This window comes from Mycobacterium sp. Aquia_213, assembly GCF_026625985.1.
In the GTDB taxonomy this organism is placed as follows: domain Bacteria; phylum Actinomycetota; class Actinomycetes; order Mycobacteriales; family Mycobacteriaceae; genus Mycobacterium.
Window position 1 is genome coordinate 4,427,131 of sequence record NZ_CP113116.1, and the last position, 26,686, is coordinate 4,453,816.

General features: G+C 63.6%; 20 protein-coding genes and 1 pseudogene. 12 read left to right on the plus strand and 9 right to left on the minus strand.

The window, feature by feature from the left end:
* Positions 1 to 110 precede the first annotated feature (110 nt).
* Positions 111 to 860 (plus strand): crotonase/enoyl-CoA hydratase family protein, encoded by a 750-nt coding sequence (locus LMQ14_RS20480; protein ID WP_420714703.1) that lies wholly within the window; start codon positions 111 to 113, stop codon positions 858 to 860.
* A 48-nt stretch (positions 861 to 908) separates the two neighbouring features.
* Here the strand turns inward: LMQ14_RS20480 and LMQ14_RS20485 are convergent, their stop codons facing one another.
* The 5 genes and pseudogenes from LMQ14_RS20485 to LMQ14_RS20505 form a co-directional block, all read right to left on the minus strand.
* Entirely contained in the window at positions 909 to 7,121 is a 6,213-nt protein-coding gene (locus LMQ14_RS20485; RefSeq protein WP_267731358.1) for a type I polyketide synthase, read from the minus strand.
* A gap of 522 nt (positions 7,122 to 7,643) precedes the next feature.
* A pseudogene (locus LMQ14_RS20490) lies at positions 7,644 to 7,952 on the minus strand (cupin domain-containing protein); the annotation flags it as partial.
* Positions 7,953 to 8,027: 75 nt separating this feature from the next.
* Complete coding sequence (locus tag LMQ14_RS20495; protein ID WP_267731359.1) at positions 8,028 to 8,780, minus strand: SDR family oxidoreductase; 753 nt, start codon at positions 8,778 to 8,780, stop codon at positions 8,028 to 8,030.
* Positions 8,781 to 8,815: 35 nt separating this feature from the next.
* Positions 8,816 to 10,294: a LuxR C-terminal-related transcriptional regulator gene (locus LMQ14_RS20500; protein WP_267731361.1), complete on the minus strand. Its 1,479-nt coding sequence runs from the start codon at positions 10,292 to 10,294 to the stop codon at positions 8,816 to 8,818.
* Between the two features lie 80 nt (positions 10,295 to 10,374).
* Entirely contained in the window at positions 10,375 to 11,787 is a 1,413-nt protein-coding gene (locus LMQ14_RS20505; protein ID WP_267731362.1) for a PLP-dependent aminotransferase family protein, read from the minus strand.
* Positions 11,788 to 12,014: 227 nt separating this feature from the next.
* Here LMQ14_RS20505 and LMQ14_RS20510 point away from each other — a divergent pair, with 227 nt between their 5' ends.
* The 6 genes from LMQ14_RS20510 to LMQ14_RS20535 all read left to right on the plus strand — a co-directional run bounded on the left by LMQ14_RS20510 (position 12,015) and on the right by LMQ14_RS20535 (position 18,692).
* On the plus strand, positions 12,015 to 12,257 hold the full coding sequence (locus LMQ14_RS20510; RefSeq protein ID WP_267731363.1) for a hypothetical protein: 243 nt from the start codon (positions 12,015 to 12,017) through the stop codon (positions 12,255 to 12,257).
* Positions 12,257 to 13,177, plus strand: coding sequence for an NADP-dependent oxidoreductase (locus tag LMQ14_RS20515; protein WP_267731364.1), 921 nt, complete (start codon positions 12,257 to 12,259; stop codon positions 13,175 to 13,177). Before LMQ14_RS20510 ends, LMQ14_RS20515 begins: the two co-directional genes overlap by 1 nt.
* Positions 13,178 to 13,182: 5 nt before the next feature.
* Positions 13,183 to 13,620: a cupin domain-containing protein gene (locus LMQ14_RS20520; RefSeq protein WP_267731365.1), complete on the plus strand. Its 438-nt coding sequence runs from the start codon at positions 13,183 to 13,185 to the stop codon at positions 13,618 to 13,620.
* A gap of 98 nt (positions 13,621 to 13,718) precedes the next feature.
* On the plus strand, positions 13,719 to 15,188 hold the full coding sequence (locus LMQ14_RS20525) for an MFS transporter (RefSeq protein ID WP_267731366.1): 1,470 nt from the start codon (positions 13,719 to 13,721) through the stop codon (positions 15,186 to 15,188).
* A gap of 139 nt (positions 15,189 to 15,327) precedes the next feature.
* On the plus strand, positions 15,328 to 15,750 hold the full coding sequence (locus LMQ14_RS20530; RefSeq protein WP_267731367.1) for an MmpS family transport accessory protein: 423 nt from the start codon (positions 15,328 to 15,330) through the stop codon (positions 15,748 to 15,750).
* Positions 15,747 to 18,692: an RND family transporter gene (locus LMQ14_RS20535; protein ID WP_267731368.1), complete on the plus strand. Its 2,946-nt coding sequence runs from the start codon at positions 15,747 to 15,749 to the stop codon at positions 18,690 to 18,692. Before LMQ14_RS20530 ends, LMQ14_RS20535 begins: the two co-directional genes overlap by 4 nt.
* A 58-nt stretch (positions 18,693 to 18,750) precedes the next feature.
* On the opposite strand, the gene LMQ14_RS20540 is transcribed toward LMQ14_RS20535, so the two are convergent.
* On the minus strand, positions 18,751 to 18,981 hold the full coding sequence (locus tag LMQ14_RS20540) for a ferric uptake regulation protein (RefSeq protein WP_267731370.1): 231 nt from the start codon (positions 18,979 to 18,981) through the stop codon (positions 18,751 to 18,753).
* Positions 18,982 to 19,323: 342 nt separating this feature from the next.
* On the opposite strand from LMQ14_RS20540, the gene LMQ14_RS20545 reads away from it, so the two are divergent.
* The 3 genes from LMQ14_RS20545 (at position 19,324) to LMQ14_RS20555 (ending at position 21,007) form a co-directional block, all read left to right on the plus strand.
* The gene (locus LMQ14_RS20545; protein WP_267731371.1) at positions 19,324 to 20,094 is read left to right on the plus strand and encodes an SDR family NAD(P)-dependent oxidoreductase; all 771 of its coding nucleotides are present in this window, start codon (positions 19,324 to 19,326) and stop codon (positions 20,092 to 20,094) included.
* Between the two features lie 58 nt (positions 20,095 to 20,152).
* Positions 20,153 to 20,515, plus strand: a complete 363-nt coding sequence (locus LMQ14_RS20550; RefSeq protein ID WP_267731373.1) for a cupin domain-containing protein — start codon at positions 20,153 to 20,155, stop codon at positions 20,513 to 20,515.
* Between the two features lie 90 nt (positions 20,516 to 20,605).
* Positions 20,606 to 21,007 (plus strand): Rid family hydrolase, encoded by a 402-nt coding sequence (locus LMQ14_RS20555; RefSeq protein WP_267731374.1) that lies wholly within the window; start codon positions 20,606 to 20,608, stop codon positions 21,005 to 21,007.
* A 22-nt stretch (positions 21,008 to 21,029) separates the two neighbouring features.
* Here LMQ14_RS20555 and LMQ14_RS20560 read toward each other — a convergent pair whose 3' ends face one another.
* The 3 genes from LMQ14_RS20560 to LMQ14_RS20570 form a co-directional block, all read right to left on the minus strand.
* Positions 21,030 to 22,061 carry a carbon-nitrogen hydrolase family protein gene (locus LMQ14_RS20560; RefSeq protein ID WP_267731376.1) on the minus strand — a complete coding sequence of 344 codons (1,032 nt, stop codon included), beginning with the start codon at positions 22,059 to 22,061 and terminating at the stop codon, positions 21,030 to 21,032.
* Positions 22,062 to 22,120: 59 nt separating this feature from the next.
* Positions 22,121 to 22,366: a hypothetical protein gene (locus tag LMQ14_RS20565; protein WP_267731377.1), complete on the minus strand. Its 246-nt coding sequence runs from the start codon at positions 22,364 to 22,366 to the stop codon at positions 22,121 to 22,123.
* A gap of 665 nt (positions 22,367 to 23,031) precedes the next feature.
* The gene (locus tag LMQ14_RS20570; protein ID WP_267731378.1) at positions 23,032 to 23,781 is read right to left on the minus strand and encodes an anti-sigma factor family protein; all 750 of its coding nucleotides are present in this window, start codon (positions 23,779 to 23,781) and stop codon (positions 23,032 to 23,034) included.
* 816 nt (positions 23,782 to 24,597) lie between these two features.
* Between LMQ14_RS20570 and LMQ14_RS20575 the strand changes: the two genes are divergently transcribed.
* Together LMQ14_RS20575 and LMQ14_RS20580 are read left to right on the plus strand one after the other, a co-directional pair.
* On the plus strand, positions 24,598 to 25,737 hold the full coding sequence (locus LMQ14_RS20575) for a 3-oxoacyl-[acyl-carrier-protein] synthase III C-terminal domain-containing protein (protein ID WP_267731379.1): 1,140 nt from the start codon (positions 24,598 to 24,600) through the stop codon (positions 25,735 to 25,737).
* A complete protein-coding gene (locus tag LMQ14_RS20580) occupies positions 25,734 to 26,678 on the plus strand; it encodes a hypothetical protein (protein ID WP_267731380.1) in 945 nt (314 codons plus the stop codon). Before LMQ14_RS20575 ends, LMQ14_RS20580 begins: the two co-directional genes overlap by 4 nt.
* Positions 26,679 to 26,686 lie beyond the last annotated feature (8 nt).

Sequence of the window (26,686 nt, forward strand, 5' to 3'; positions counted from 1 at the left end):
CATCGCGGCGCGGACGGCGAGGTCGCGGATCGGCGCGGCGGTAGATTGCCTGGGTGAGCGATGACCGGGTTTCTGTTCAGATCAGCGCCAGCGGCGTAGCCGATGTAGCGATGGTTCGCGCCAGCAAGCACAACGCGCTCGACCAGCCGATGTTCGAAGGGCTGATCAAGGCCGCCGAGCAGGTGGCTTCCGATGCGTCGATCCGCGCCGTGGTCCTTCATGGCGAGGGCAAAAGCTTCTGTTCGGGGCTGGACGTCGCCAGTTTCATGGCGGGAAGCGGGGGTACCGGTGTCCTGCTTTCTCGTGACGAAGGCCGGCTCGCGAATTTCGCTCAACGGGTGGCCTACGACTGGTCGCTCGTGCCGGCCCCGGTGATTGCCGCGATTCACGGCAACTGCTTCGGCGGCGGTCTGCAGATCGCACTCGGCGCCGACATTCGGATCGCGGCACCGGACTCGAAGCTGTCCATCATGGAGATCAAATGGGGACTCGTGCCGGATATGGGAATCACGCAGTCACTGCCGCGGCTGCTACCGATCGACGTCGCCAAGGAATTGACGTTCAGCGGGCGAATCGTCTCCGGCAGTGAGGGATTCGCGCTGGGGTTGGTCACCCGCACTGCAGCGGATCCGCTGGCTGCGGCACTGGAGTTGGCCGCGGAGATCGCGGGGAAGTCGCCCGACGCCGTCCGCGCCGCCAAGCGGCTCTATGACCAGACCTGGCCCGGAAACGACCCCGCGGGCGCGCTGACCTTGGAATCCGAGCTGCAATCTGGGCTGATCGGTTCACCCAACCAGATCGCGGCGGTCACCGCCGGGATGTCCGGAGAGCCGCCGGTTTTCACCGATCCGACATCGTGAACTGAGGCCCAGGCAGGCGAATTACGCTAGGCCGACTATGTCGAAGAATCACACGACGACGACGTCGTGCACCACGCCCCCGGAATCGACAGCTTCACTCTCCCCGCACACGGGAGCCTCATCGGAGGCGATTACACCAGTCAGATACCGCGCCAACGCTGTTGGTGTCGGATGATCGAAGACAATTCTGGTCGGTAGCTTCAGGCCGCTGATCGATTTGAGCCGGTTCCGGAATTCGACGGCACCCAGCGAATCGAAGCCCAAATCCTTGAACTCCTGATCTCCACCAACCGCGTCCGCGGAGGTGTATCCCAGCACGGCGGCCGCGTGCGAACACACGATGTCGAGCAGTTCGCGTTCCTGTTCGGCTGTGCTCATCGACGCGAGCCGCTGTCGAAGATTAGAAGCGGATTCGACTGCGGCAGCGGTGCGCCGGGTGGCGCGGATCAGACCGCGGAACATCGGTGGCAGTCCCGTGCCCGCCGGATCGGACCGGATGGCGGTGCGGCTGATTTGTGCCGACATCACGAACGAGCGTGCTTGCCAGAGCGCCGCATCGAACAGCGCGAGGCCGTCCTCTGAGGACATCGGGATAAATCCCATACGAGACAGGCGGGCCCGATCGCGCTCGTAGAGATGCCCTGTCATCCCGGTGGCTTGTGCCCACCATCCCCATGCCAACGACACACCCGGCAGTCCTCGGTGCCGGCGATGCTGCGCGAGCCCATCGAGAAACGCGTTCGCGGCCGCGTAATTGGCCTGACCCAGGGAACCGAACAGGCTGGCAACCGAGGAAAACAAAATGAACGCCGACAGGTCCATGCCCGCGGTGAGTTCGTGCAGGTTCCACGCGGCATCGATCTTCGGCCGCAGCACCGCCTCCAGGTGGCGTTGTGTCTGAGCCCCGAACACGGCGTCATCGAGCACCCCGGCGGCGTGAATGACCGCGGTCAATGGGTGTTCGGCAGGTAACCGGGCCAGCAGCGCCTGCAACGCATCCCGGTCTGCCGCGTCGCACGCCGTGATCTGTACGGACGCGCCGAGCTCGGTTAGTTCGGACTCGAGCGCGGCAGCACCGTCAGCCGCCGGGCCCCGCCGGCTGATGAGCAATAGATTGCGCACGCCATGGCGAGTCACCAAATGCCTCGCCAGCAGCGCACCAAGCACACCTGTGCCACCGGTAATCAACACCGTGCCTTCGGTGTTCAGCGGCGTGGGCACGCTGAGGACCAACTTGCCGACGTGGCGCGCACGACTCAAGAATCGATAGGCATCCAACGCGTGTCGGATGTCCCACGAATGCGCCGGAAGGGGAGCCAGTTCGCCGTTGTCGAAAAGCTCTACGAGTTCGCCGAAGATCTCCTGGGAGCGGTCGGGACCGGCCTCGAAGACATCGAAAGCGCGATATTGAACGCCCGGATGCCGTGCGGCGATCTCGTCGGATGCGCGGATGTCGGCCTTGCCCATCTCGATGAATCGCCCGCCGCGCCGCAGCAGTCGCAGCCCCGCGTCGATAAATTCGCCGGTCAGCGAATTGAGTACGATGTCAAAGCCCGCTCCGCCGGTAGCTTCGGAAAATTTCTGCTCGAACTCAACCGTGCGCGAATTCGCGATGTGGTCGTCGTCGAATCCCATGCCGCGCAGGCGTTCCCATTTAGCCGGGCTGGCCGTCGCGTACACCTCGAGGCCCCAACGCCGGGCCAGTTGCACCGCCGCCATACCAACCCCACCGGTCGCGGCGTGCACCAACACCCGCTGGCCCGCGCTGGCATGCGCCAGATCTGCCAATCCGTAGTACGCGGTGAGGAACACTGCCGGCACCGCCGCTGCCTGCGCGTAGGACCACCCCGACGGGATCGGCGCGAGCATCCGATGATCAGCGACGACAACAGATCCCGCGCCGAAGAACATACCCATCACCCGATCGCCAGGGACGAACCGGACCACATCCTCGGCGACCTCGAGCACGACGCCGGCACCCTCGCCGCCGACGTCGGCGTCAGGGTCCGGGTATACACCCAGTGCAGTCAGGACATCCCGGAAGTTCACTCCAGTGCTCCGCAGGCCGATGCGCACTTCACCGGACTCCAGGCGGCGATCGGACTCAGGCCACGGGCGAAGGAAAAGGTTCCGCGAATCCAGCGTGCCGTTGCCGAGGGTGCTGAGTCGCCAGGTGGCGTCCGCCTCAACGAGTTGCGCGCTCCCGACGCGCTCGTCGGAGAGCCGCGATAGCCGCGGCGCAAAGCAGACGCCATCGCGGAGCGCGAGTTGTGACTCATCACGACTCATGGCTTCGCCGACCGCCACATCGGCTTGGGACCAGTCGTCGATATCGACCAACCATATTTGGCCGGGATTCTCGGCCTGTGCGGCACGCAACAACCCCCATACAGCGGCCTGACCGAGATCGGCGACGTCTTCGGATGAGTCGATCGCGATCGCCCCGCAGGTGAGCACGACCAATCGCGCGTCGTCGCCACGGTCTTCGTTTGACAGCCAATTCTTGGCTCGATGCAGCGCATGTGTCAGCGTCTGTCGGGTCCCCTCGGGCAGCGCTAGATCGGTTGCAACCGTTGTCAGGCAACGCAATACGGTTACGTTATCCGTAACGATCTCTTCCGTGCCGCCCTTGGGCGTTGCGAGCGCAACCCAATCAAGTGCATACAGTGCATCCTCGGCCACAGTGCTCACGCGAAACTGACTGGGAGAGACAGCTTTCAGGGCAAGCGAATCGATACGGCCGATCGAACCTCCCCGTGTGTCCATCACAACGATAGAAATCCGGTCGTCCTCGTCAAACGCGATCCGTGCCCGCACCTGCGTTGCTCCGACCACATCCAGTGAGACGCCTTGCCATTCGAACGGCAGCCGGGCGGCCTCCGATGCCGCCAGGATGCCACCAACAAATGCCCCGTGCAGGACAGCATCGAGTAGCGCCGGATGCAAACCGAACCGGCTCGCGTCGGACCTCTGTTGCATCTGCTCCGGCAGCATCGCCTCCACGAAGACTTCGCCGTTATGACGCCACGCCGAGCGCAAGCCGCGGAATGTCGGGCCGTACTCGTATCCCCGGGCAGCCAGCGCTGGATACAGCTCGGAAATATCGATACGTTCCGCGCCGGCAGGCGGCCATTGTTCGATCTCCGCGTGGCCGGTGGGCACGGCGTCCGGGCCGAGCACACCCTCGGCATGGCGCGTCCACCGCCGCTCCACACCATCGTCGATTCGCGAGTAGATTCCAACCGGACGCTCGCCGGACTCAGTCCACTCACCGACGACCACTTGTACTGCTACACCGCCGTGTTCGCCGACGACCAGCGGAGCCAGCAGAATGAGCTCATCCACCCGCGGGCTTGCCGCGTATTCGCCCGCGTGTAGGGCCATCTCCACCATGGCCGCACCCGGCACTAGCACCGTCCCGAATACCTTGTGGTCGGCGAGCCACGGGTGAGTCGCGAGCGATAGTCGGCCGGTGAGAATGATTTCATCCGAATCTGCCCGCACCACAACGGCACCGAGTAGGGGGTGCTCCGCACCGGTGATGCCGAGACCGCTCGCGTCGACGACTCCGGGGCCGGGGTCCATCCAGTAGCGCTTGTGTTCGAACGCGTAAGTGGGCAAGTCGATGTGACGCGCGCCAGTGTCTTGGAACATGGCCGCCCAGTTGGGCGATTTCCCGTTCACGTGGGCCTCCGCAGCGGAAAGTAAGGCCCTCCGCATGCCGCCTTCATTGCGTCGAAGCGTCCCGACGACGGCGTGGTCGTCGCCGTAGTCCTCCAGTGATTCTTCGATCCCGATCGTCAGCACTGGATGCGGGCTGGATTCGATGAAGGTGTCGAAGCCGTGCTTGTGCGCCCATCGGACGGCCTGGTGGAATAACACCGGTTGGCGCAAATTGGTGAACCAGTAGTCGCCATTCAGGCTTGACGTGTCCACCTCCGTGCCGGTGACCGACGAGATAAACGCGATATCGCCGCTTCGCGGCCGCAGCCCTGACAGCGACTCGCTCAGTGTCTCCCGCAACTGATCGACCTGAGCCGAATGGGAGGCGTAATCGACGGGAATCCGCTTGGCCTGCACCTCGTCCCGCTCGCATCCGGCAATGAGCTCGTCCAACGCCGCCGCATCCCCGGTGACGACGGTCGAACACGGACCATTATGCGCGGCAACGGAAATCGATCCGGCCCACGGTTCGATGAGCGCGAGAACCCGTTCAACCGGTTGTGCGATCGAGACCATGCCACCGGATCCCGCGATTTCAGTGAGTGCCCTGCTACGCAACGTGACGACCTGCGCCGCCTCCCGCAACGAAAGGGCACCTGCGACGTAGGCCGCCGCTATCTCGCCCTGCGAATGGCCGATGACCGCATCCGGTTCGATCCCCTGCGCTCGCCACTGGGCCGCCAGCGACACCATCACCGCAAACAGGACTGGCTGCACGACATCGACCCGGTCGAGATCCGGGGCACCGGCGCCCTTGCAGACAACCTCGAGCAGCGACCAGTCGACAAACTCAGCGAAAGCCTTGTCGCAGAGCCGCATCTGGTCGCCGAACGCCGGCGCGGAGTCCAACAGTTCGACCGCCATGTCCGTCCATTGCGATCCCTGACCGGGGAAGACGAAAACGGTTCGACCTGTGGCAGCGGCGTTTCCGGCGACCACGTTGGGTGCAGGTACGCTGCCGGCGATCGCCGTCAACCCGCTCAACAACTCGTCACGGTCGGCTCCGACCGCGACCGCGCGGTGGCCGAATAATGCCCGGGTGGTGATCAGCGAGTACGCCACATCGCCCGGATTCAGGTCGGGGTGCTGCTCGACGAAGGACCGCAACCGAGCCGCTTGCTCAGCCAACGCGGACGCCGACTTCGCGGATAATATCCAGGGGACGATGACCGGACGCTGGGCCGCCGACTCTTCGGTGGCAAACTCCGCGGGCGCCTGTTCGAGTATCACGTGAGCATTCGTTCCACTGATGCCATACGACGACACGCCGGCGCGGCGCGGCTGGTGCGGCTGGTCGGGCCACGCGCGGGCGCTACCGACCACCTCGATCGTTCCGGACGACCAATCCACCTGGGGTGTAGGCGAATCCAGATTCAGCGTCGCAGGCACCACCCCGTGCCGAATCGACTCGATCGCCTTGATCATCCCGGCGACGCCTGACGCCTGCTGCGAATGCCCGATGTTCGATTTGACCGAGCCGATCAGCAGTGGCCGCGCAGCCGAGTGCGCATTGCCGTATGTGGCCTGCAGGGCCCTGGCTTCGATCGGGTCGCCCACCTTAGTTCCTGTGCCATGCGCCTCGACCACGGCGACGTCGCCGGCACTCAGGCCTGCGTCCGCCAGGGCTCGCCAGATCACCTTTTGCTGTGCCGAACCACTCGGGGCAGACAGCCCGTCGGAGGCTCCGTCCTGGCCGACGGCGCTACCCCGGATCAGCGCTATCACTGGGTAACCGAGGCTGCGCGCAGACGACATCGTGGCCAACACCAGCACGCCGGCACCCTCGGCGACGCCGAACCCGTCCGCCGCCGCGGCGAATGGCTTGCATCGGCCGTCTTCGGCCAGCGCGCCGTGCCGCCCAAGGCCGACGAGGATGCTCGGTGAGCACACCACGGTGGCCCCGCCCACCACCGCTAAGCGACATTCGGCCGACCGCAACGATTGCATCGCGAGGTGTACCGCCACCAGAGATGACGAGCAGGAGGTGTCGACCGTGACCGCTGGGCCCTCGAGCCCGAGCGTATAAGCCACTCGGCCCGACGCCACGCCGGTCGTGGTGCCGGTCGCGAGATAGCCGGCAAATCCCTCGGTTTCGTCGCAGATACGCGGGCCGTACTCCTGTCCGCCCACACCGAAGAAAACCCCGGTATCGCTGCCGTGCAGTGAATTCGGGTCGATTCTGGACCGCTCCAGAGCCTCCCAAGCCGCCTCGAGTAGCAGTCGCTGCTGGGGGTCAATGGCTTCGGCTTCGCGCGGGCCGATCCCGAAGAACGCCGGGTCGAAATCACCTACATCTGTGAGGAACGACCCTGCCCGGACATAGGTGGCCCGTGGTGCGTCGGGGTCGGGCCCAAACAGTGCGTCGAGATTCCATCCGCGGTCGGTCGGAAACTCCGAGTTCGCATCGCGCTCCTCGATTAGCAGCTGCCACAGATCGTCCGGGGAGTTAACGCCGCCCGGGAAGCGACAGCCCATGCCGAGAATCGCGATCGGTTCAGCGCCGCGCTCATGCCCATCCGTAAGGCGGTGGTTTGGCATGTCGCTCCGTTCGGTTCGGGATTATTTCAATGACGCAGTGGGCCTGATTTTTCACAGCAGTTTCATCGGCGCCGGGCGCCTGATCGCCATTCGGAATCACAGACTTCCCCGCGACGCGATGAAGAAAGTGAGCACTTTCTCCGCTTAGGTCCTCTGGAAGTCGCCATACGTGCACGCCCGCGCGAAGCTACTTGACGCAGCTTGCCGGGCCATGCCCTCGACTCGAGTCTCCCCGCCGTGAACTCGCGCCCAGTCTCGCAGCAGCGCGAAACCAAGCCAGACACCCGACACTACCGTCCTCCATCGACGTGGAGGCGGTTTCGGAGAATTCAACGCTATGACCAGCGAATATTTGGTGGAGCTGCCGGAAATCGAACTCGGCGGATGAACCGCTTTGAACAGCGAAAATACCGACATTCAGTGCGCGAAGCACCCGAAACTACGTGGGCGCGACCTGTGGATACGTGAACGGGCGATGCGAGCACCAAAGATCCGTCCGACTGCTTAGCGTGCTCGATCCAGTCAACTGGAGACGCGCAGACTCTTTCGCTCCTCAAGCTCATCTTCGGTAACCCATTCGCGCAGCGGTTGCCCGGGGACGCACAACAATGTGAGGACGAAACGACAAGGAATGTCGGTGCGGTTATTCGCGTCCTGATAGTGGATCACGTTGCCGCCGGGTCCCCAGAACGCATCTCCGGCACGCACGACCCGTGGCGCTTCACCCTCTAGCTCGAACAACATCTCGCCGTCAATCATGTAACCGAATCCCGGACCGCCGGGAACCCGATGTGGCGGGTAACCAGGGGCGCCCGGTGGGTGGTTGATGACGTCGCATCCCGCGACATTTGTTATCCCTCTTGTCGTTGCGAATCGAACACATCTGTTGCGCCCCATGGGATTTCCCTAGCTGCTAGAGTTTGCGCCGATCCAGTCGGCGTATCGAGTAGTGAAGATGGTGGCGTTCTCATCGGGTGCGAGGGTGCGATCGTCGATCACCGCGCCGAAGTATGGCGCCCGGGCATCAGTCAGGACCCGACGTTGGTCACCATTGGCGGCGAGGCCCATGCGGACAAAGTCGTCCATTCCCATCGCTTCGGGTCCCGCGATCTCCGTGACTTCGTTGGTCGGACGCCCGACAGCCGCGCCGGCCACGGCGGTGGCGACATCGTCGGCGGCGATGGGACGGAACAGCGCGTGTGGCAGCCTGACGATGTCTCCGTCCGTCGCGGAATCGGCCAAGCCGATGGCGAATTCGTAGAACGGAGTTGCTCGCACGATCGAATATGGCTGACCCGAATCTGTGATCAGGTTCTCCTGGGCCGCTTTCGCGGTGTTGTAGCCGCTATCCGGCATGATCTGCGCGCCCACTACCGACAACGCGACATGGTGTTTGACTCCCGCTTCCTGTTCAGCAGAAAGAAGATTCCTGGTCGTGGTTGTGAAGAAATGCATCACAGGTTCATCGTCGAACACTGGTGAATCGGCGACGTCGACCAGGACATCCGCCCCGGCGACGGCGTCGGCGAGGCCTTCGCCGGTGAGTGAATCGACACCTGATCGGCGTGAGGTGGCGACCACGTCATGTCCCTGCGCGCAGAGCTTGGTCGCTACTTTCGAGCCGATAAGCCCACGACCGCCAATGACTACGACCTTCATGATGACCCTTCAAAGTTTGTGTTGGACTGGCTAATTCACAGCAGGGCAAGTTCTCGCGCCCGGCTCACTGCCGCGCTGCGGTGCTCAACGCGGAGCTTGCGATACACGGCGCGCTGGTGGGTCTTCACTGTATTGAGCGAGATGTATAGCCGCGCACCGATCTCGCGTCGCGATAACCGGGTGGATAGCAAGCGAAGAACCTCGAGCTCCTTGGGGGTTAGCTCCTCACCGACCGCGCAGCCGCGCACGCCGCTGTTGAATTCGTTGACGGATTCCGCGGCGATCAGGTCAGCATTGCGCGCGATGTCACCGGCAGCGACCAGGTGGCGCTCTGCCTCCTCGATGAGGCCCTCGGCCTCGAACCAGGCCGCGGCTCGTCGGTGCAGATCGGCGACGAGATCGGGCTCGCTGCGACGCAGCTCGGTGCGCAGCAACTCGGCGAACAGCTGGTGGTAGCGATACCAGTGACGGGACATGTCCAACGGCAGGACGAACAGATTTTCGCGCTCGATCTGCTCCAAGACCGAGGCCGAGTCAGACGTTTGCAGCATCGCGTCGCACAGCGCACCGCTGAGTCGTCCCAAGAGCGAGGTCCGCAGCAGAAAGTGCCGGATGTGCGGCGGCTGACCGTCTAGCACCTCGGCGATCAAGTAATCGACGATATGACGGTTGTCGCCGGCGAAGGTCTGGATAAATGCTTCCGCGTCGGTGCGACCGGCCAACGACAGCCCAGCGAGATACAGTCCCGCGGCCCATCCCTCCGTGCGGCGAAATAGCAGTTGAACTTGTGCGTCTGTCAACTTCAAGCCGAGCACGCCGTCAAGCAGGTCCGCGGCTTCGCCGGCCTGGAAGCGCAACTCCTCGGCCCGCAGCTCCAGCAGCTCGCCGCGGGCCCGCAACCGCGCCAACGGCAGCATGGGATCCGAGCGGGTGGCGATGACCAGCTGAAGAGTCTGCGGCATCCGTTCGACGACAAAACCCACCTGCTCGTGCACGGTCCGATTTTCAACAAGGTGATAGTCGTCGAGGATCAACGCGATCTGGTAATCGATGGCGGCCAACGCGTCGAGCAGGGTGGGCAAGACCACCTGCCGAGGGTCGGCACCCATCTTGATGAGCTCCAACGCACGCGGCGCCACACCCCGGCTGGCCTCGCCCAGCGCCGCGATCGCGCAGGCCCAAAATCGCGCCGGATCATTGTCGGACGCATCGAGGGACAGCCAGCCCCGCCGACGGCGGTCATCGGCTCCGCTCGCCCATTGCGCCAGGAGCGTCGTCTTGCCCCAGCCCGCCGGCGCGCTGAGCAACGTGAGCTTGCGAGAGGGTTCCGCCGAAAGCTTTTCGATCAGGGCCGCCCGTTCGATGAGCCGAGCGCGGATGGCGGGTGGCGCCGACTTGGCGGCAAGCAGCGCCTCCGGCCCGCCGGCTTCCCTCGGTGCCTCGCCTTCGTACCCGAAGAGGGTCGGCGTGACGCACAGCAGATCGGCGAAATTAGAGCTGCCCGCGACAATCACGCTTCGAACGCTAATCGCGGTGTCGCGCCGATCGTGGGCCACTTAGGCACGACGAGATGGGGCCAGTTGAGCCGCATGATTTAGGGCAGCAGGCGGATCAGAGCGTCCAGCGCCGCTGACCATGCGCTGGGCGCGGGCGCTGCGAACCCGATCACTAAGCCGTTCCGCTTGCTGCCGTCTTCGGGATGGCGAAACAGATCAAGACCCTCCACGCCGAGCCGGCGCCAAGCGCGTTGACGCGACAGCGCGCTCTCGTCGGCCCCGGCAAGCTCAAGCATCACGTGCAGACCCGCGGACATTCCTGCGACGGTGGTCGTCGGTGATGACCGGGCAACCGCGGCGACGAGTTGCTCACGGCGGCGCCGGTACTGGGCGCGCATTGTGCGAATGTGTCTGTCATAGGAACCGGATGCGATGAATTCAGCCATCGCCAACTGGTCAACAAAGCTGGAGGTCTCCTCGCGTTCACCCCTTTGCCGGCCCACCGCATGGATAAGTCGGTCTGGCAGCACCAGCCACCCGAGCCGAAGCCCCGGCGCCAGCGACTTGCTCGCCGTCCCCATATAGATGACACGTTCGGGATCGATGCCGTGCAGCGCACCGACAGGGCTGCGGTCGTAGCGGAATTCGCCGTCGTAATCATCTTCGATGATCAGTCCGCCGGTACGTCGCGCCCAATCAACGACCGCGGCGCGGCGGTCGGGATGCAAAGGCACGCCAAGCGGGAACTGGTGCGACGGCGTGAGCAGCACAGCGCCGGCGTCCGCGATGCCGTCGAGAGCCGTGACGTCAGCGCCATGAGAGTCCACTGTCAGCGGGGGGCAGCGCAACCGCGCTCGAGCGAGCGACGCCCGCTGTGCGCGCAGGCCAAATGCCTCGTTGGCAACGGCGGCGACGCCGGCTTCTGCCAGCGCGCGGGCCACGAGGTTCAATCCTTCAGCGGCGCCGCTGCAGATGACGATGTTGCCCGGTCGGGCCCGAACTCCCCGAGCACGAGCAAGGTACTGGGCAAGGGCGCTGCGGAGCTCCGGCCGCCCATTTGAGTCGGTGTAGCCGAACGCCTCGAAGGGTGCAGTATTCAACGCGCGCTTGACCGCACGACTCCACTCCGTCCGTGGAAACGAAGACAGGTCTGGATGTCCCGGTCGGAAATCGTGGTCCAACTGGGGCTGTGTCTGTCGCATCGGGGGTGACGCGACGGACCGGACGACTTCGGCCGCGCGTTGGGCAACCAATGTGCCCGAGCCATGTTGCGATGTCAGCCACCCCTCCGCGATCAGTTCGGCGTACGCACGAGCAACGGTGTTCCTCGCGACACCGAGGTCGGCGGCCAGCGCGCGACTCGAGGGCAACTGGATGCCCGGCACCAATCGGCCCGAACGGATCGCGTCGCGAATGGCTTCCATCACACCGTCACGTACCCTGCCGCCGGGGCGATCCAGGTAGAGATCCAACCCGGCGACCAAGCCTTGTGATCCGGTCGTTGCGTGCATGTCAGTGCTCGTGTTCGTTACCCACGACGCTCCCCACGTCGGTGATCCCGTCCAGGGCGTCATCCCTCCTAAAGCGACACTAAGACTACGCCGGACAGTGTCCGCTGTATTGCATCGCTCGCCCAGTGATGCCTTTGGAGTCACCCGGGTGAACTAACTCGCCGGGTGATGACGACTCACCCGTCGTCGGTGAATGCTGGCTCAGCAGATGACGAGCGGAGGGCCAAGTGCAGCCGACGATCTACCAAATCCGCATTCGAGGGCGCGTGACAGAGCGGCTGGGGTCCGCATTAGAAGGGATGCGGTTCGAGGCGGGTACGACCGAAACCACTTTCACCGGTGAAATCCGCGACCAGTCACAGCTTTACGGGCTCCTCGACCGGGTCCGTGACCTAGGCCTTGAGCTCGTCAGCGTACAGCCGCTGCCCGCGGCTGACCCGACAACAACCCACAACAGGAAGGACCTGTAATGCAAGCCATCACTGTTTCAGATCATGACGCCGGTGTCGCCGGCCTGTCGCTGACAGAACTGCCCTACCCGCAGGCGGCCGACAACGAAGTCGTCGTCCGGGTACACGCAGCGGGTTTCACACCCGGGGAACTTGACTGGCCGCACACCTGGATCGACCGCGCGGGTCGTGACCGGACACCGAGCGTGCCCGGCCACGAGCTGTCGGGCGTCGTAGCTGAGTTAGGTTATGGCACCACACTTTTGAGTGTCGGTCAGCGAGTGTTCGGGCTCGCCGACTGGGCCCGCAACGGCTCGCTCGCGGAGTACATCGCTATGGAAGCCCGTAATCTCGCACCACTGCCGATGGACATCGACCATACTGTCGCCGCGGCGCTGCCGATCTCCGGATTGACCGCCTGGCAAGGCCTGTTCGACCACGGCCGCCTCGCCGCTGGACAAACGGTTCTGATCCACGGCGCCGTGGGTGGGGTCGGGTCGATCGCGGTGCAGCTGGCGCGTGAGGTCGGTGCGCGGGTCATCGGCTCCGGCCGGACAGCAGACCGAGACCGGGCGTTGGAGCTCGGTGCCCACACCTTCCTCGACCTGGAGACCGAAAAGCTGGAGGATGCAGGCGAAGTCGACGTGGTGTTTGACGTGATCGGCGGAGAGGTCCTCGAACGATCGATCGATCTGGTGCGGGCCGGCGGAACACTCGTCACCATCGCCGAGCCGCCGAAGACTCAACCGCACGATGGGCGGGCGATCTTCTTTCTTGTCGAAGCCGATCGCAGCCAGCTCTCCGAGCTCGCCACGCGAGTACGGGATGGCCGCCTCAAGCCCGTCGTTGGCGCCGTGTTGCCACTCGCCGAAGCTGCCGCCGCTTTCACTCCCGGCAAGCGCATCCCCGGCAAGACGGTCCTGCGCGTCGCCGGAGAGTGAAAATGATGGCCCGAAAGATATCGCTCGGCGCACTGACACTTGCGATGACGCTTGCGCCTACGGCCCATGCCGAGCCGACGCCACAGAATGCGCGTCAAAATCCGGTTGTCCGAACAGTTTTCAATCAACCTACCGATGTTCCGGGCAAATCACTTGAAGCAGTGACCGTCAGCTATCCGGCGGGTGCCAAAAGCGAGGCTCATCACCACGCGAAATCGGCGTTCATCATGGCGTACGTGATCTCGGGAGCGATCCGCAGCCAAATCGAAGGTCAGCCTGCGCGCGTCTATCACGCGGGTGAGACGTGGACTGAAGATCCCGGCGCCCACCACACGATCAGTGAAAACGCCAGTGCCACTGAACCCGCTGAACTACTCGCGGTCTTCCTGGTCGATACCGGAGACGGCCCGCTCACCACCGACGACACCGAGCCGCCTCGCTAGCGGCGCGAAATTCGACGGCGCTCTCAGACAATGCCGATGATCAACGCACGCAACGGATCTGATGCCCAGTCAACGTCACGTGCCGAACGGCCCCCGCAATGACGTTGCGCGACGCGGCACCCACCAGCCGGGCAATGGTCGTCGCGGTGATGGTGTCGATGGTCGCGTTCCTCGACTCCACCGTGATCAACCTGGCTTTGCCGGCCATCGAGCACGACCTCGGCGGGGGCCTGGCGTTCCAGCAATGGATCGTCGACGGCTACCTGTTGGCGATGGCGGCCGCGATTCTGCCCGGCGGCTCCATCTCGGATCTGTTCGGACGCGTTCCGGTGATGCGGTTCGGGCTGCTGGCGTTCGGGGCGGGCTCGGTTCTGGCGGCGGTTGCCACCTCACCGGCGATGCTGATCACCGCGCGCGTCATCCAGGGCCTGGGTGCGGCGTTTCTCGTGCCGAGCTCGCTGGCGCTGATCAACACGGTGTTCGACAAAACACACCAGTCCGCGGCGATCGGCGTCTGGACCGGGTGGACCGCAACCGCCTTCGCGTTGGGTCCCCTGCTGGGCGGACTGTGCGTCGATTTCCTTGGTTGGCGTTGGATTTTCGTGTTGTCCGCGATCCCCATGGCGGTCGGGTATGCGCTGACGTTCTGGCTGTGCCCGATGTCGGGGCGAGTCGAAGGAGCCCGAGTCGATACCGCCGGGGTGGGCCTATCGGCGGTAGGGCTGGCCGCGACCGTGTATGCGTTGATCGAATCGCAACGCGATGGCTGGACCGACCCGATGGTCATCACACCATTGGTGATCGGGATTGCCGCACTGGCCGGCTTCGTGGGCTGGCAGCGCCGCAGCAGCCTCCCGATGCTTCCGTTGCCGCTGTTCACCTTTCGCAACTTCGCTGCCGCCAACCTAGTCACCGCGTTCGTCTACGGCGGACTGACGCTGGGCTCGCTGGCGATTGCTTTGTACACCCAAGAAATCGGCGGCTACTCAGCCACCGCGACGGGGCTGGCCACCCTGCCGATCCCGGCGCTGTCGTTCGTGTTCGCCCGTCATGTCGGCCGCATCGCCGCGCGGGTGGGACCGCGCGTCTTCCTGATCGTCGGTCCCGCCGTAGCGGGAACCGGGCTCCTGCTGATCCGCCCGAAACCTCATGGATTCCACGCGATTACCGACCTGGTCCCCGGGATGACCGTGCTGGCCATCGGGCTGGTCGCGACCATCACACCGCTGATGTCGGTGACGCTGGCCTCGGTTCCGACCGAATACAGTGGCCTGGCGTCGGCGATCAACAACGCCGTCTCGCGGCTGGCCACGCTGGTGTCGATCGGGTCCATCGGCTTGATCAGTGTTGGCTCGGCGAGCGCCAGCGGATTCGCCCACGTGTTGGAGGTGAGCGCCGCACTATTCGCCGTGGGCGCGTTGTGCGCGGCGCTGTTGATAGCCAATCCCCCAGCCGGGTACCAGCCTGTGCCCTGCGATATCGCGGCGTTGTGCCGCGACCGTCCCGGTGCGCAACCCGCGCTGGCCAGCAGCCCCTCGGCCGCGGCCGAACCATCCCCTCCGCCCTGATCGTTCACCCGCTCAACGGCAAGAATGGCGGCCACCGCGGGAATCAACTTAATCACGATGGCGTTCGCCTAGCGGTGGCCTACGCGACGAAATGCCTTAATATCAGCCGATCGAGAACTCCTAAGCGGAGGGCACGGTGATGACGATCCTCAAGCGTGCATGGGTTGTGCTGGTCGTGGTCGTGGCGGTGATCATCGGCGGCGTTGCGGTGGACCGACTGCACGACGTCTTCCCTGGACCCGGTCTGGCCAAGCCCGATCCCCGCGATGCGACCCCGCCATACGCAGCGAAGACCGCGATCTACGAAATCCTGGGACCACCCGGGACGACCGGCGTCGTCAACTGGATGGATGCCGACGCCCAGCCTCAGAAAGCCAACTTCACCACGTTGCCGTGGTCGCAGACGATCGTCGCGGAAATGCCCGGCATCTTCGCCTACGTCGTCGCCCAAGGTGACGGCCCCACCATCAGCTGCCGGATCACCGTCGACGGCAAACTGGTCGATCAACAGCAGGTCAACACCCGAAACGCGCAGGTTTCCTGCTTGGACAAGTCCGCATGACGGACAATCCGAGCGACACGAGCGACACCGACGAGATTCCCGTCGCGCCGCGCGCCGAAGTTGAGCGCAAACCGCGCATCGCCCACACCATCCGCGTGTTGGGGCTGCCGATCGTCGTGATCTGGCTGCTGATCGCGGTCGGCGTCAACGTCTTCGTCCCACAGTTGGAGAAGGTTGCCGAGGACGTCTCGGTGCCGCTCTCGCCGTCGGACGCGCCTTCGGTGACCGGGATGAAGCACATCGGTGAGAAATTCAAGGAGTACGACTCCGACAACCTCGTCCTGGTGACCCTGGTCGGTGACAAACCTCTCGGCGAAGATGCTCACCGGTATTACGACGAGCTGGTCAAGAAACTGCGGCAGGACACCAAGCACGTCGAGCATGCGCTGAATTTCTGGGGGCAGCGGTTTACGGCCTCGGGTGTCGAGAGCTATGACCACAAGTCCGCCTACGTCCAGGTAAACCTGCGTGGTGACCAGGGCGGCGCCGTGGGCGACAAGTCGGTTGACGCGGTTCGCCAGATCGTCGCGGACTTGAAGCCGCCGCCAGGGGTGAAGGCCTACGTCGCGGGTCAGGGAGCCCTGACCGACGACACGATCGTCGTGGGTAACGCGAGCCTGTTCAAGATGACGATCATCACCATCATCATCATCGCGATCATGCTGATGTTCGTCTATCGGTCCATCGGCACTGTGCTGCTGACGATGGTGATTCTGTTCGTCGGACTGGCCACCGGCCGAGGCGTGGTAGCGCTGCTCGGCGACACCGGCATCATGGGGCTGTCGACCTTTGCCGTCAACCTGCTGACGGCACTGGCCATCGCGGCCGGGACCGACTACGCGATATTCATGGTGGGCCGCTACCAGGAGGGTCGCGAGCGGGGATTAGACCGCGAAGCCGCCTACTACGACACCTTCGCCGGGGTCACCAAGGTGGTGCTGGGTTCGGGTTTGACGATCGTCGGGGCGCTGGCCTGTCTGCATTTCACCCGGCTGCCCTACTTCAGTTCACTGGCGTATCCGTGCGCAATCGGTCTGCTGGTGGTGGTGGCCGCCGGGGTGACCCTGACACCGGCGCTGATCGCGTTCGCGAGCGGCTTCGGTCTGTTCGATCCGAAGCGAAAGTTCAACTACACCCGGTGGCGGCGCCTGGCGACGGCCATCGTGCGGTGGCCGGCACCCATCCTCGCCACCTCCGTCATCCTGGCGATTGTCGGCGCCCTGGGATTGTCGGGCTTCAACCCGCGCTACAACGACCTGTACTACCTACCGAAGAGCGCATCCTCGGTTCAGGCGTACGACGCGGCCGATCGACACTTCACCCAGGCGCGGCTGAACCCGGACCTGATGATGATCGAATCGGACCACGACCTGCGCAATCCGACCGACATGCTGGTCCTGGACAAGATCGCCGGAGCCATCTTCCGGGTGCCCGGCATCGAACGCGTGCAGAGCATCACCAGACCTCTTGGACCGCCGATCCAAGATGGATCAGTTCCGTTCCAGCTCAGTGTGCAAACCGCGCCGATCCGCAGCAACCTGAACTACCTCAAGGACCGCGTCGGCGACATCAAGAAGATCACCGGCTTCCTCGACACCCAGATCACCCTGTTGGAGCGCCAGTACGCGGTGACCCAGAAGCTCGCGGACGCCGCGGACCACAGCTCGAAAACCACGGGAGAGACGGCGGCCATCACGGACGAAATCCGGGACCACATCGCGGATTTCGACGACTTCTGGAGACCGATTCGCAGTTACTTCTACTGGGAGAAGCACTGCTACGACATACCCATGTGCTGGTCGCTACGCAGCCTGTTCGACGCCCTCGACGGTTTCGATCAACTGGCCGAAAAGTTCCACGCCCTCACCAGCGACCTCAACAACACGGCTACAGCGACGCGCGAATTGCTGGCGATCATCCCTGAGAATATCGCCGTCACCAAGGCGATCCGCGACACGACTCTGACCATCTACAGCACGTTCGACAACCTGGTCGATCAGTTCGACCGGCTGACCGACACGAACGCCGTGATGGGCAAGTCCTTCAACGACTCTCAGATCGAGAGCCTGTTCTACCTGCCGCCCGAAATCTTCCAGAACCCGGACTTCCAACTGGGGCTGAGCTTGATGGTGTCGCCCGACGGCAAGGCTGCTCGCTTCATCATCACTCACTCGGTGGATCCGGCGACGACGGAAGGAATCGCGTCCGTCGACAAGGAGCGCAACGCGGCCAAGGAGGCACTGAAACTCACCTCGCTGCAGAATGCCGACATCTACCTCGGCGGTACGGCCGCAACGTTTTACGACATCGCCAACGGCGCTAAGTACGACCTGCTGATCGCCGGGATCGCCTCGATAGTGCTCATCTTCATCATCATGGTGATCGTCACCCGCGCTTTGGTCGCGGCGGGCGTGATCGTCGGCACGATCGTGATGTCGCTGGGGGCCGCCTTCGGGTTCTCGACACTGATCTGGCAGCACCTTCTCAATTTCCAGTTGCACTGGGTAGCAACCGAATTCGCACTTATCGTGCTTTTGGCGGTGGGGTCGGACTACAACTTGATGTTGGTGTCCCGAATCGAAGAAGAGATCGGAGCCGGCCTGAAAACGGGACTCATCCGCGGGATGGGTCTCACCGGCCCGGTGGTGACCGCGGCCGGTCTCGTGTTCGCCGTCACCATGGCCACGATGATCACCAGCGATCTCCGGGCGATCGGCCAGTTCGGCACGACGATCGGACTCGGCCTGATGTTCGACACCTTCGTCGTCCGAACGCTGATCACGCCTTCGATCATGGCGGTGATGGGACGTTGGTTCTGGTGGCCGAAGCGGGTACGGGTCCGGCCGGCCAGCCAGATGCTTCGGTCCGTCGGGCCGCGCCCGCTGGTTCGTGCACTGTTGCACCAGCCGCGGCATGCGGTCCCCGTGGAGCCGCAGACGTAACGTCTGGCACAGCACGCGAGCGCGCGGTTCGGCGTGAATCGAGCTGGGACGTAACGGTCTACGTTTCGCGCCGCGTCGCCTTGGCGGCTTCGCGTCGAGCCTTCTCTTTCACGTGGGTCGAGCAGTTATGCGACAGATCGCAATAGAACTGTTCACTGCACTCATGCGAACAATAGTTTGATGCGTACGGATGCCAGTCGGGATCGGACAGGTCACGCCGTCGTTCGTTCGCATCGAACGTGTGGCCGCAATGCACGCAGGTCTTGATCTTGGTCTTGGCCTTAACCATAACGGTCAGAATACGCGCCTTGACCTTAGAAATCGGTGCTGATTTCAGAACGACGGATTGTTAGCGGACGCAATTGACGCAACCGCAAATTGCCGACGGCACAGCCGAATCCATCCGCATCCATCCACGCTTCGATTCGCGGCGGCGCACTAATCACCCGGGTGAACAGGTCGTTCGGGTGATGACAGCTCACCCCGCCTGGCCCCAGTCTCAGTACGAGCCAGAACACACGGGATTGTCACCCCGTTTGTGGGGCCGCCGCCCCGGCCGCGGACATCGCGCGTTGTCGCGCAGGACGGCGGTCCAGGCAGAGCCGTCAGGAGAACCAGGAAGGCACCCCGAATGCATTTTGAGGCTAGGAAGGTCGTTGTTGTCGGCGGCAGCGCCGGCATCGGTCGGCAGGTCGCCATCGACGTCGTCGATCACGGCGGGAGCGCGGTGATCGTCGGACGCTCGAAAGCGCGCGTCGACGACACCGTCGCTGAGCTGACGAGCCGGCGTGGCCAAGCCTGGGGCATCGCCGCCGAGCTGACGGATCGGGCTGCGGTCGCGGATGCGCAGCGAGCGCTTTCCGAGCATCACAGCGACACGACGCTGCTCGTCAACGCGGCCGGATTCTTCATCCCGAAGCCGTTTCTCGAGTACGACCAACAGTTCTACGACTCGTACATGGAGCTCAACTATGCCTTGTTCTTCCTGACGCAGACCGTCGTTGGCGCAATGATCGCCAACGGTGAGGGCGGCGCCATCGTCAACATCGGCAGCATGTGGGCACATCAGGCCATGGGCGTGACCCCATCGGCTGGGCACTCAATGCAAAAAGCCGGGCTGCATGCGCTCACCCATAACCTGGCCATCGAGCTTGCCGGGCACAAGATCCGCGTCAACGCGGTGGCACCGGCCGCCGTCAAGACCCCCGCGCTCGAGCGGTGGGTCCCGAAGGACGAGATCGACGCCACGCTTGACACTTTCGCGCCGTTGCATCCCCTGGGACGCGTTGGCACGCCCGCCGACGTTGCCAACGCCGTCACCTATTTGCTCTCCGATGAGGCCAGCTGGGTCACCGGCGCGATTCTCAACGTCGACGGCGGCATCATGGCCGGCCGTAACTGAAGGAGGGCTGAAATATCTTGGCGCGCCGGATGATTGATAGTGAGACGGAGGGGTTGCTGTGGCGATCGATATCTTGAGGCCGGGCGGCCCGCCGGCTAAGTCTGTCGGCCGCACCGAGGGCAAGTCCGTGTTCGTTGGGACGATCGGTGTCCGCCATATCGTCGATTGGGCTCAGGCACAAGGACGCTTCGCCGTCCTCGAGCACCCGATGTCACCGCGAGCCCTAGCCTCGGCGCTTCATCGCCACCACAACGAAGATGAGTACAGCTGGATCATCGAGGGACGCGTCGGCGCATTGCTCGGCGATGAGGTGCTGTACGGCGAACCCGGCGACTTCATTTTCAAGCCACGCGGCCAATGGCATACGTTCTGGAACGCGGGCGATGAGCCCGCCCCGAGCTATGCAAACGCTTCGGCTTGAAGTTGCCGGGTCTACCGATTTGATGACCAACCTCGGGATTCGCAATTCCTTTGCACACCAACACATTACACACGAATAAGGAGTATTGAGATGACCACCATTACCCCGATCCTCACCGGAGTAGGCGCTCACATCGCTCCCGGATACGCTGACGCTGTCGCCGTATCCGGTTGCAGCACACAGATTTTCGTGTCCGGGACGCCCGGGCTGCGCGAAGACGGCACTCCGCCTGAGGACTTTGTCGACGAAGCCCGGCTGTGCTGGGCCAACGTCGAAAGCGCGCTCGGCAAGGCCGGCGCCAAGCTCAGCGACATTGTCAGTGTGCGCCAATGGCTCACCAGCCGCGACGATCTGCCGGCCTACCTGCCCCTGTTCACTGAGATCATCCACCACGAACCGGCCGCCATGCTCTCCATCATCGACGGGCTGGTGTGGCCGAACCTGCGCCTGGAAGTCGAAGTCATCGCCATCCTGCCGGCAACTGGTGCCTGACGCCGCCGTCGTCGCCAGCGGGTTACGTGGTCGGCTCCAGGCCAGCCGCGTGAAATGGTTCTTGAATCTGTTCGCATCCGTTCGACGTCAGATCGTTGGACTGAGTCCGTTCGACTTGGATCATGGCTCGGCGTGGACGGTTGTCGAAGAGCAGTTGGGTGACATCCGGACGCGCGTAATGGCCCACCGGATCGAGGAAGTTCTTCGCGGCGTCGATGGCTGACAAGTCGATGTCGGCGAACACCAGCCCCTCCTGCTGTGGATCGAGTGGTTCGGTAAGCAACGAGGTGTCGGGTCCAAAGATCCGTGCAATCCCACCTCCGCCGGTGTAGATGGGGCACCCACCTCCGGTAGCGGTCGCAAACGTTTGTGCGCCTGCGTCGGTCATTATTTGCGAGGCCAACAACACGAAGGTGCTGCCCTCGTGGGCATACGTCCGTGTCGCGGAAATGATCGCCTCGCTGCTGAGCGCAGGGACCTGACCGAGGACGCCGAGACACGGCCACCCGGCGACGTGTACCTGTTCCTTCTGCGCGTACATGGCGAACTTCGACAGCGGCTGAAGGTGTTCGAAGCAATTTAGCGTTCCGAGCCGGCCGACCGGGCTGTCCACCACCTGGAGGCCGCTGCCGTCGCCCTCGCCGAATAGCGCTCTCTCGATATGCGTTGGCTTGAGCTTACGACGATGAAGCAAAACCTCGCCGTCGGGGCCGATCAGAATCTGCGACATGTAGAGGGACCCGCCGTCCTTCTCCGAGAAGCCGACGACCACCGTAATACCAAGCCGCAGAGCGCATTCCCGGATCCGGCGGATGGGTTCACCGTCCACGGCAGTCGAGTTTGCGTGATAGCGGGCGACGAATGCGGCTTGTTCGTACACGGGATGCGACCAGAGAAAGACCGGATAACCGGGAAGCCAGGTCTCGGGAAAGCCGACGAGTTGTCCCCCGCCCTGCGCTGCTGCCTCCATCAGCCGCAACGTTTTATCCGTCGTTGCGTCGATATCCAACCAGACCGGCTCGGCTTGAACGGTCGCCACTCGATGCACTGTCATGATCGGCCTCATTTCTCGACTACGTGGTCATGTGCATCAAAACCCCGTTGATTGGCCGATTATTCGGACGTCGTCACTGTCCATCGCCCGGACCCGCCGAGCTTGTGGGACTCGTTGGGGTTACCGGGCTCGTCGAGGTGGCAGGACTCGTTGGGCTCACGGAGCTCGTAGGCCGCACCGGGCTCGTAGGACTGGTTGGGGTCGCAGGACTGGTTGGGCTCACGGAGCTCGTAGGACTCGTTGGGCTCACAGGGCCCGTAGTAGTCGTGGGCGTGGGAGTCGCAAGGCCTGGGCCTACGCCACACCAGTCCGCCACATCTTTCGGGTACTGCTCGAGCGGTGGAGGACAACGCTGCCCCGGCGGGAAATTGGCGCCGGCGTTGAGCAGATCGCAGGGCACATAGACCTGCTTGCCCGTTTGAGTGTTCGTCAGACACTTCGTCGGCGGCTGGCCATGGGCGTTGACGGGAATGATGGCCGCCGCCGCCACCGCGGCGAGCGCCCAACCAAGACGGCGATAGGTCATGAGAGCTCCTCATTCTGGCTACCAGGTTCATCACTGGAGTTCACTCGTGGTGATCCCGTCGGGCGTGCGCAACGTGACATCGCCGTCGTATGACGATTAAAGCCGCTCACCCCAGGCATAATCCAACCCACAGGCTTAGCTGGGGCGCGTACCTAATTTATCGCTTTGAACAGTACATTCTCAGTGGAGCTGGCGGGAATCGAAACCGACGCTCTACCAGGGCTAGATGCTCTCTGAACTGCGGGTTGGTTCCATTTCGGTGCAGTTCAGTCCCCCTCGCTACCTGCCGGCTTCGCCATCGAGTCTTGACGGCGCCAAGAGCCCCCATAGTCATCGGGGAAGCGGCAAATATCCTCCGCGAATTCGCTGTGGTGCTGAAAGAGAAATCCATGTGCGGCGTCAGGATAGAGCTTCGTAACCTCGGTTGACGTGCGACCGGACTTTCTAGATCGAGCGCTGCAGCATCACTTGGCCATTGTCGGCCAAAACCACTTGCACTGAGGCGATTTGGTTGACCGTCGTCGAAATGGTGCCGGCGGGTGTTGCCGTGTGGCCTGGGATCGCCACCCAAGTCGCCAGCCGGGTTTGGCTGCCGTCGCGACCGACCACGACCAGCGCCACCGTGTTGTGGTGGGCATCCGGCGGAGCGATGCACACGAACTCCAGCGCGATGTATGTTCCCCACTGCCGGCTGGTGAGCGATACCGTCGAGGCGAGCAGGGTCGTCCCGACCTGGGCCATCGGCTGCGCCGACACGGTCGTCTGCGGCGCCGGAGCGTTCGTGAAATAGCTATGAAAGCCGATGAATACACTGATCGTCAGCACGACGGCCGCAGCGGCCGATGCTGTCCAGGTCGTCAGGCGGGTTCGGCGCCGGACCCAGCGCACCGTGGCCAACAATGATGACAGCAACGCCGGTGACATCTGCGGTGCCTCGGACGCGTGCCCGGCCTCGTTGATCGCGGCGACGGCCTTGCGGTCGAGCTGGGACAGTATTGCCGGGATGCCGCTGAGTTCGGCGACGGCCTGCCGGCATGCTGGGCAGTCGGCCATGTGCTCCTCGAATGCGCGCCGATCGGCGGCTGACAGGGATCCCAGCAGGTAGGCGGCATCCCACATCGCGTGGCGGTGGTTGTCATCGACGAACACATCCCGGTCATCGGGCGGGCCAAGTCCCTGTAGCGACGTCATCATTGCACTCCGTCTCCAGCCGCCCTCGAGCACTGGGGACCAAACACGCGGGAGGACTGCAGCGCGGTCTTGGTTTCACACGAATCAGATTGCTTCACTTGGCCTTCGGGGCCGATGAGCGGCCGATAGGTGGTAGGGATGGCATCGTGTCACCGCTCCCTGCAGCGTGAGTCGGAGGGCCTGCACGGAGTGGTGCAATCGGAAAATCACTGTATGTTCGGCGATTTGGAGGTCGGCGGCGTTTCCAGATCCACTCTGCCGGCGACTCTGGGCACTTGATCACTTCTTGCTATTGATACGAGTCAGACATCCGGCAAGTTCACAAGTCGGGACCGGCCACCTACTGAGATCATCTACGGTTCCCGCACGTAGACCGTAACTTTGTACTTTGGCTGGTCGGCGTACTGGTTTGGTCTGATTTATCGGCAACCGCATGATCGAGACGCGCGTGGGCATTTCGTGACGATCTCATGGCTGGAGGTTGCCGCCGACAGACGTGCTCCAAGCGGCCATCGGCCGCCGACCATTTCGGTCGAGAGTACGCTCAATTGGCGGTCCGTTGTTGGTGGCCACCCGCGCGAAGGAAGCTCTGCCGTAGCGATTTTGGACGCTGTGCCCGTTCCACCATCCGTGCCTCAGAACCTGGGATAAACTCTCCGGCCGCTGTCAAATTGCTGTCAATTCAAGGTATTTCGTCGTCCGCTTAGGTGAGCTACAACACGATCCGGCGCCGATTGAACTTATTCCCAGACGACTACGTCGAGCCCAGTAGATAGACAACATCACTCCTGCAGTGACAAAACAAACCTGGAGCCGAATATGAGCGCTTACATCACCGCCACCGGCAGCTTTCTGCCCGGCGACCCCGTGCCTAACGACGAAATCGAGGATTACATCGGCAAGGCGGGACGCTCGACCTCTGATCTCAAGGACATCACTCTCGCCAACTGCGGCATCAAAACGCGCCACTACGCGATCGACAAGAAGCAGCAGACGGTCATCTCCAACGCGGCGATGGCAGCCAACGCCGTTCGGAGCGCAGCCGAGCGCGCCGGCCTCGGTCCCAACGATGTCGAATTGCTTTGTGCCGCGACCACATTGCCGGACCTGATGGCGCCAGGACATGCCAGCATGGTGCACGGCGAGCTGGGCTACGGCCCACTCGAAATCGCAACCCTGCACGGGATCTGCAGTTCAGGGATTATGGCGCTGAAGAACGCCTACCTGCAGGTGGCGATCGGTGAGAAGCGCACCGCGATTAGCGTGGCCAGCGAGTTCGCGTCCCGCTTCTTCAAGAACTCCCGTTATGAGGAGATGGGCGTTGTCGCCGAGGAGGGGACCCTCCCACTCGAAGCCGCCTTCTTGCGCTACATGCTCTCGGATGGGGCCGGCGCAGTGGTAATCCAGGACGAGCCCAAAGCCTCTGGCATCAGCCTGCGCATCGACTGGATCTCGCTGACGTCGTACGCGAACACCGAGAAGACGTGTATGTACGGTGGCAGTCCGGACACGGGCGCCACGAAGTCTTGGGGGGACTACGCGAACGCGTCCGAGGCCGCCGCCGACGGGGCGTTGGTCCTGCGACAGGATCTTTCCCTACTGCCACACCTGGTGAAGGTTGGTGTCGACGAGTATGACCGCCTGCTCCGACTGGGCAAATTCGATCCGTCGACACTGACTTGGATCCCAGCACACTATTCGAGCGAGCGAATGAAAGACACTGTGATGAAGGAGTTCTCGCGACGCGGCATTGACGGTGGCCGGCCCGAAATGTGGTACAGCAACCTGACGAGTGTCGGAAACATCGGCAGTGCTTCCATTTACGTCATCCTCGACGAGATGATGGAGCAGGGCCTGATCAAGGACGGCGACACGATGCTGTGCATGGTCCCGGAGTCCGGCCGGTTCGCGGTCTCGTTCATGCATCTCACCGCGGTGTCGTCGGAAACCCCACGGTGACCGGGGCGTCGGAAGCCGGCCCGACCGAGCGGCTGCGCCATCGGGCAGTCGTCTATCTGTACACGCAGACGGGGCAGTTGCGCGAGACGGCCCAGGCATTGACCGCCCCGCTGGAGGCGCGTGGGTGGGACATCCGTTGGGTCGACGTGCGCCCGCGTGACGCGTTCCCGTTCCCCTGGCCAATTCGACGATTCTTCGGAGTGTTTCCGCAAGCGGTGGATCCGCAGGCGCTCGTGGAGCTCGTCGAGCCGGCGGGCGGCTTCGACTCGGCTGCAGACGAATTGGTCATCCTGGCCTACCAGGTGTGGTACCTGGCGCCCTCGCTTCCAATCCGATCGCTGCTGAAAACACATCCCGAGGCGGTCCGTGGCCGCACCGTCGTCTCGCTGATCGCATGCCGCAACATGTGGTATTCGGCGGCAATTGAAGCGTCCGGGCTGCTGCGATCCGCGGGCGCCAGGCGCGTCGACGTAGTCGCCGCCACCGATACGCGAGGGTCATCGACGACCCTGGTGACCACTCTGCGCTGGCTGCTGACCGGAAAACGCGCGCCGTTTCTATGGTTTGGGCGGGCCGGGGTCGGCGATGACGAACTCACCAGGGTCGCCGCCGTCGGGCAGTGCATCGCTGAGTCGCGGCGATGCCCGCAAGATGCGGCGCCCATCGTGCCTGCGTTGGCTGCGGCGGACGTCCTTGCCGGCACGGCGTTTCGTAGGTGGGGCGCAACCGTCAGATCCATGCGCCGATTCGGCGGTACCGCGCACGCAGCGACTCTGCTCACGTTCGTCCTCAGCCTGGGGATCGCCATCGTGATTGGTCTGCCGTTGCTCGCATTCGCGGCAGCCGTGGGCGGTGAACGCTTCGCCACCCGCGTTCGCGGGTTCGTCTACGGTCGGATCTCCTTCGATCTGCCGGTATTCGACCAGGTGGTGAGCGCATGACTGGAGCA

What these genes read in the sequence shown, in the direction of transcription:
- LMQ14_RS20480 (WP_420714703.1), top strand. Translation starts at nt 111, where the DNA reads ATGGTTCGCGCCAGCAAGCACAACGCGCTCGACCAGCCGATGTTCGAA.
- LMQ14_RS20485 (WP_267731358.1), bottom strand. Translation starts at nt 7,121, where the DNA reads ATGCCAAACCACCGCCTTACGGATGGGCATGAGCGCGGCGCTGAACCG.
- LMQ14_RS20495 (WP_267731359.1), bottom strand. Translation starts at nt 8,780, where the DNA reads ATGAAGGTCGTAGTCATTGGCGGTCGTGGGCTTATCGGCTCGAAAGTA.
- LMQ14_RS20505 (WP_267731362.1), bottom strand. Translation starts at nt 11,787, where the DNA reads ATGCACGCAACGACCGGATCACAAGGCTTGGTCGCCGGGTTGGATCTC.
- LMQ14_RS20515 (WP_267731364.1), top strand. Translation starts at nt 12,257, where the DNA reads ATGCAAGCCATCACTGTTTCAGATCATGACGCCGGTGTCGCCGGCCTG.
- LMQ14_RS20520 (WP_267731365.1), top strand. Translation starts at nt 13,183, where the DNA reads ATGGCCCGAAAGATATCGCTCGGCGCACTGACACTTGCGATGACGCTT.
- LMQ14_RS20525 (WP_267731366.1), top strand. Translation starts at nt 13,719, where the DNA reads ATGACGTTGCGCGACGCGGCACCCACCAGCCGGGCAATGGTCGTCGCG.
- LMQ14_RS20530 (WP_267731367.1), top strand. Translation starts at nt 15,328, where the DNA reads ATGACGATCCTCAAGCGTGCATGGGTTGTGCTGGTCGTGGTCGTGGCG.
- LMQ14_RS20535 (WP_267731368.1), top strand. Translation starts at nt 15,747, where the DNA reads ATGACGGACAATCCGAGCGACACGAGCGACACCGACGAGATTCCCGTC.
- LMQ14_RS20540 (WP_267731370.1), bottom strand. Translation starts at nt 18,981, where the DNA reads ATGGTTAAGGCCAAGACCAAGATCAAGACCTGCGTGCATTGCGGCCAC.
- LMQ14_RS20545 (WP_267731371.1), top strand. Translation starts at nt 19,324, where the DNA reads ATGCATTTTGAGGCTAGGAAGGTCGTTGTTGTCGGCGGCAGCGCCGGC.
- LMQ14_RS20555 (WP_267731374.1), top strand. Translation starts at nt 20,606, where the DNA reads ATGACCACCATTACCCCGATCCTCACCGGAGTAGGCGCTCACATCGCT.
- LMQ14_RS20560 (WP_267731376.1), bottom strand. Translation starts at nt 22,061, where the DNA reads ATGACAGTGCATCGAGTGGCGACCGTTCAAGCCGAGCCGGTCTGGTTG.
- LMQ14_RS20570 (WP_267731378.1), bottom strand. Translation starts at nt 23,781, where the DNA reads ATGATGACGTCGCTACAGGGACTTGGCCCGCCCGATGACCGGGATGTG.
- LMQ14_RS20575 (WP_267731379.1), top strand. Translation starts at nt 24,598, where the DNA reads ATGAGCGCTTACATCACCGCCACCGGCAGCTTTCTGCCCGGCGACCCC.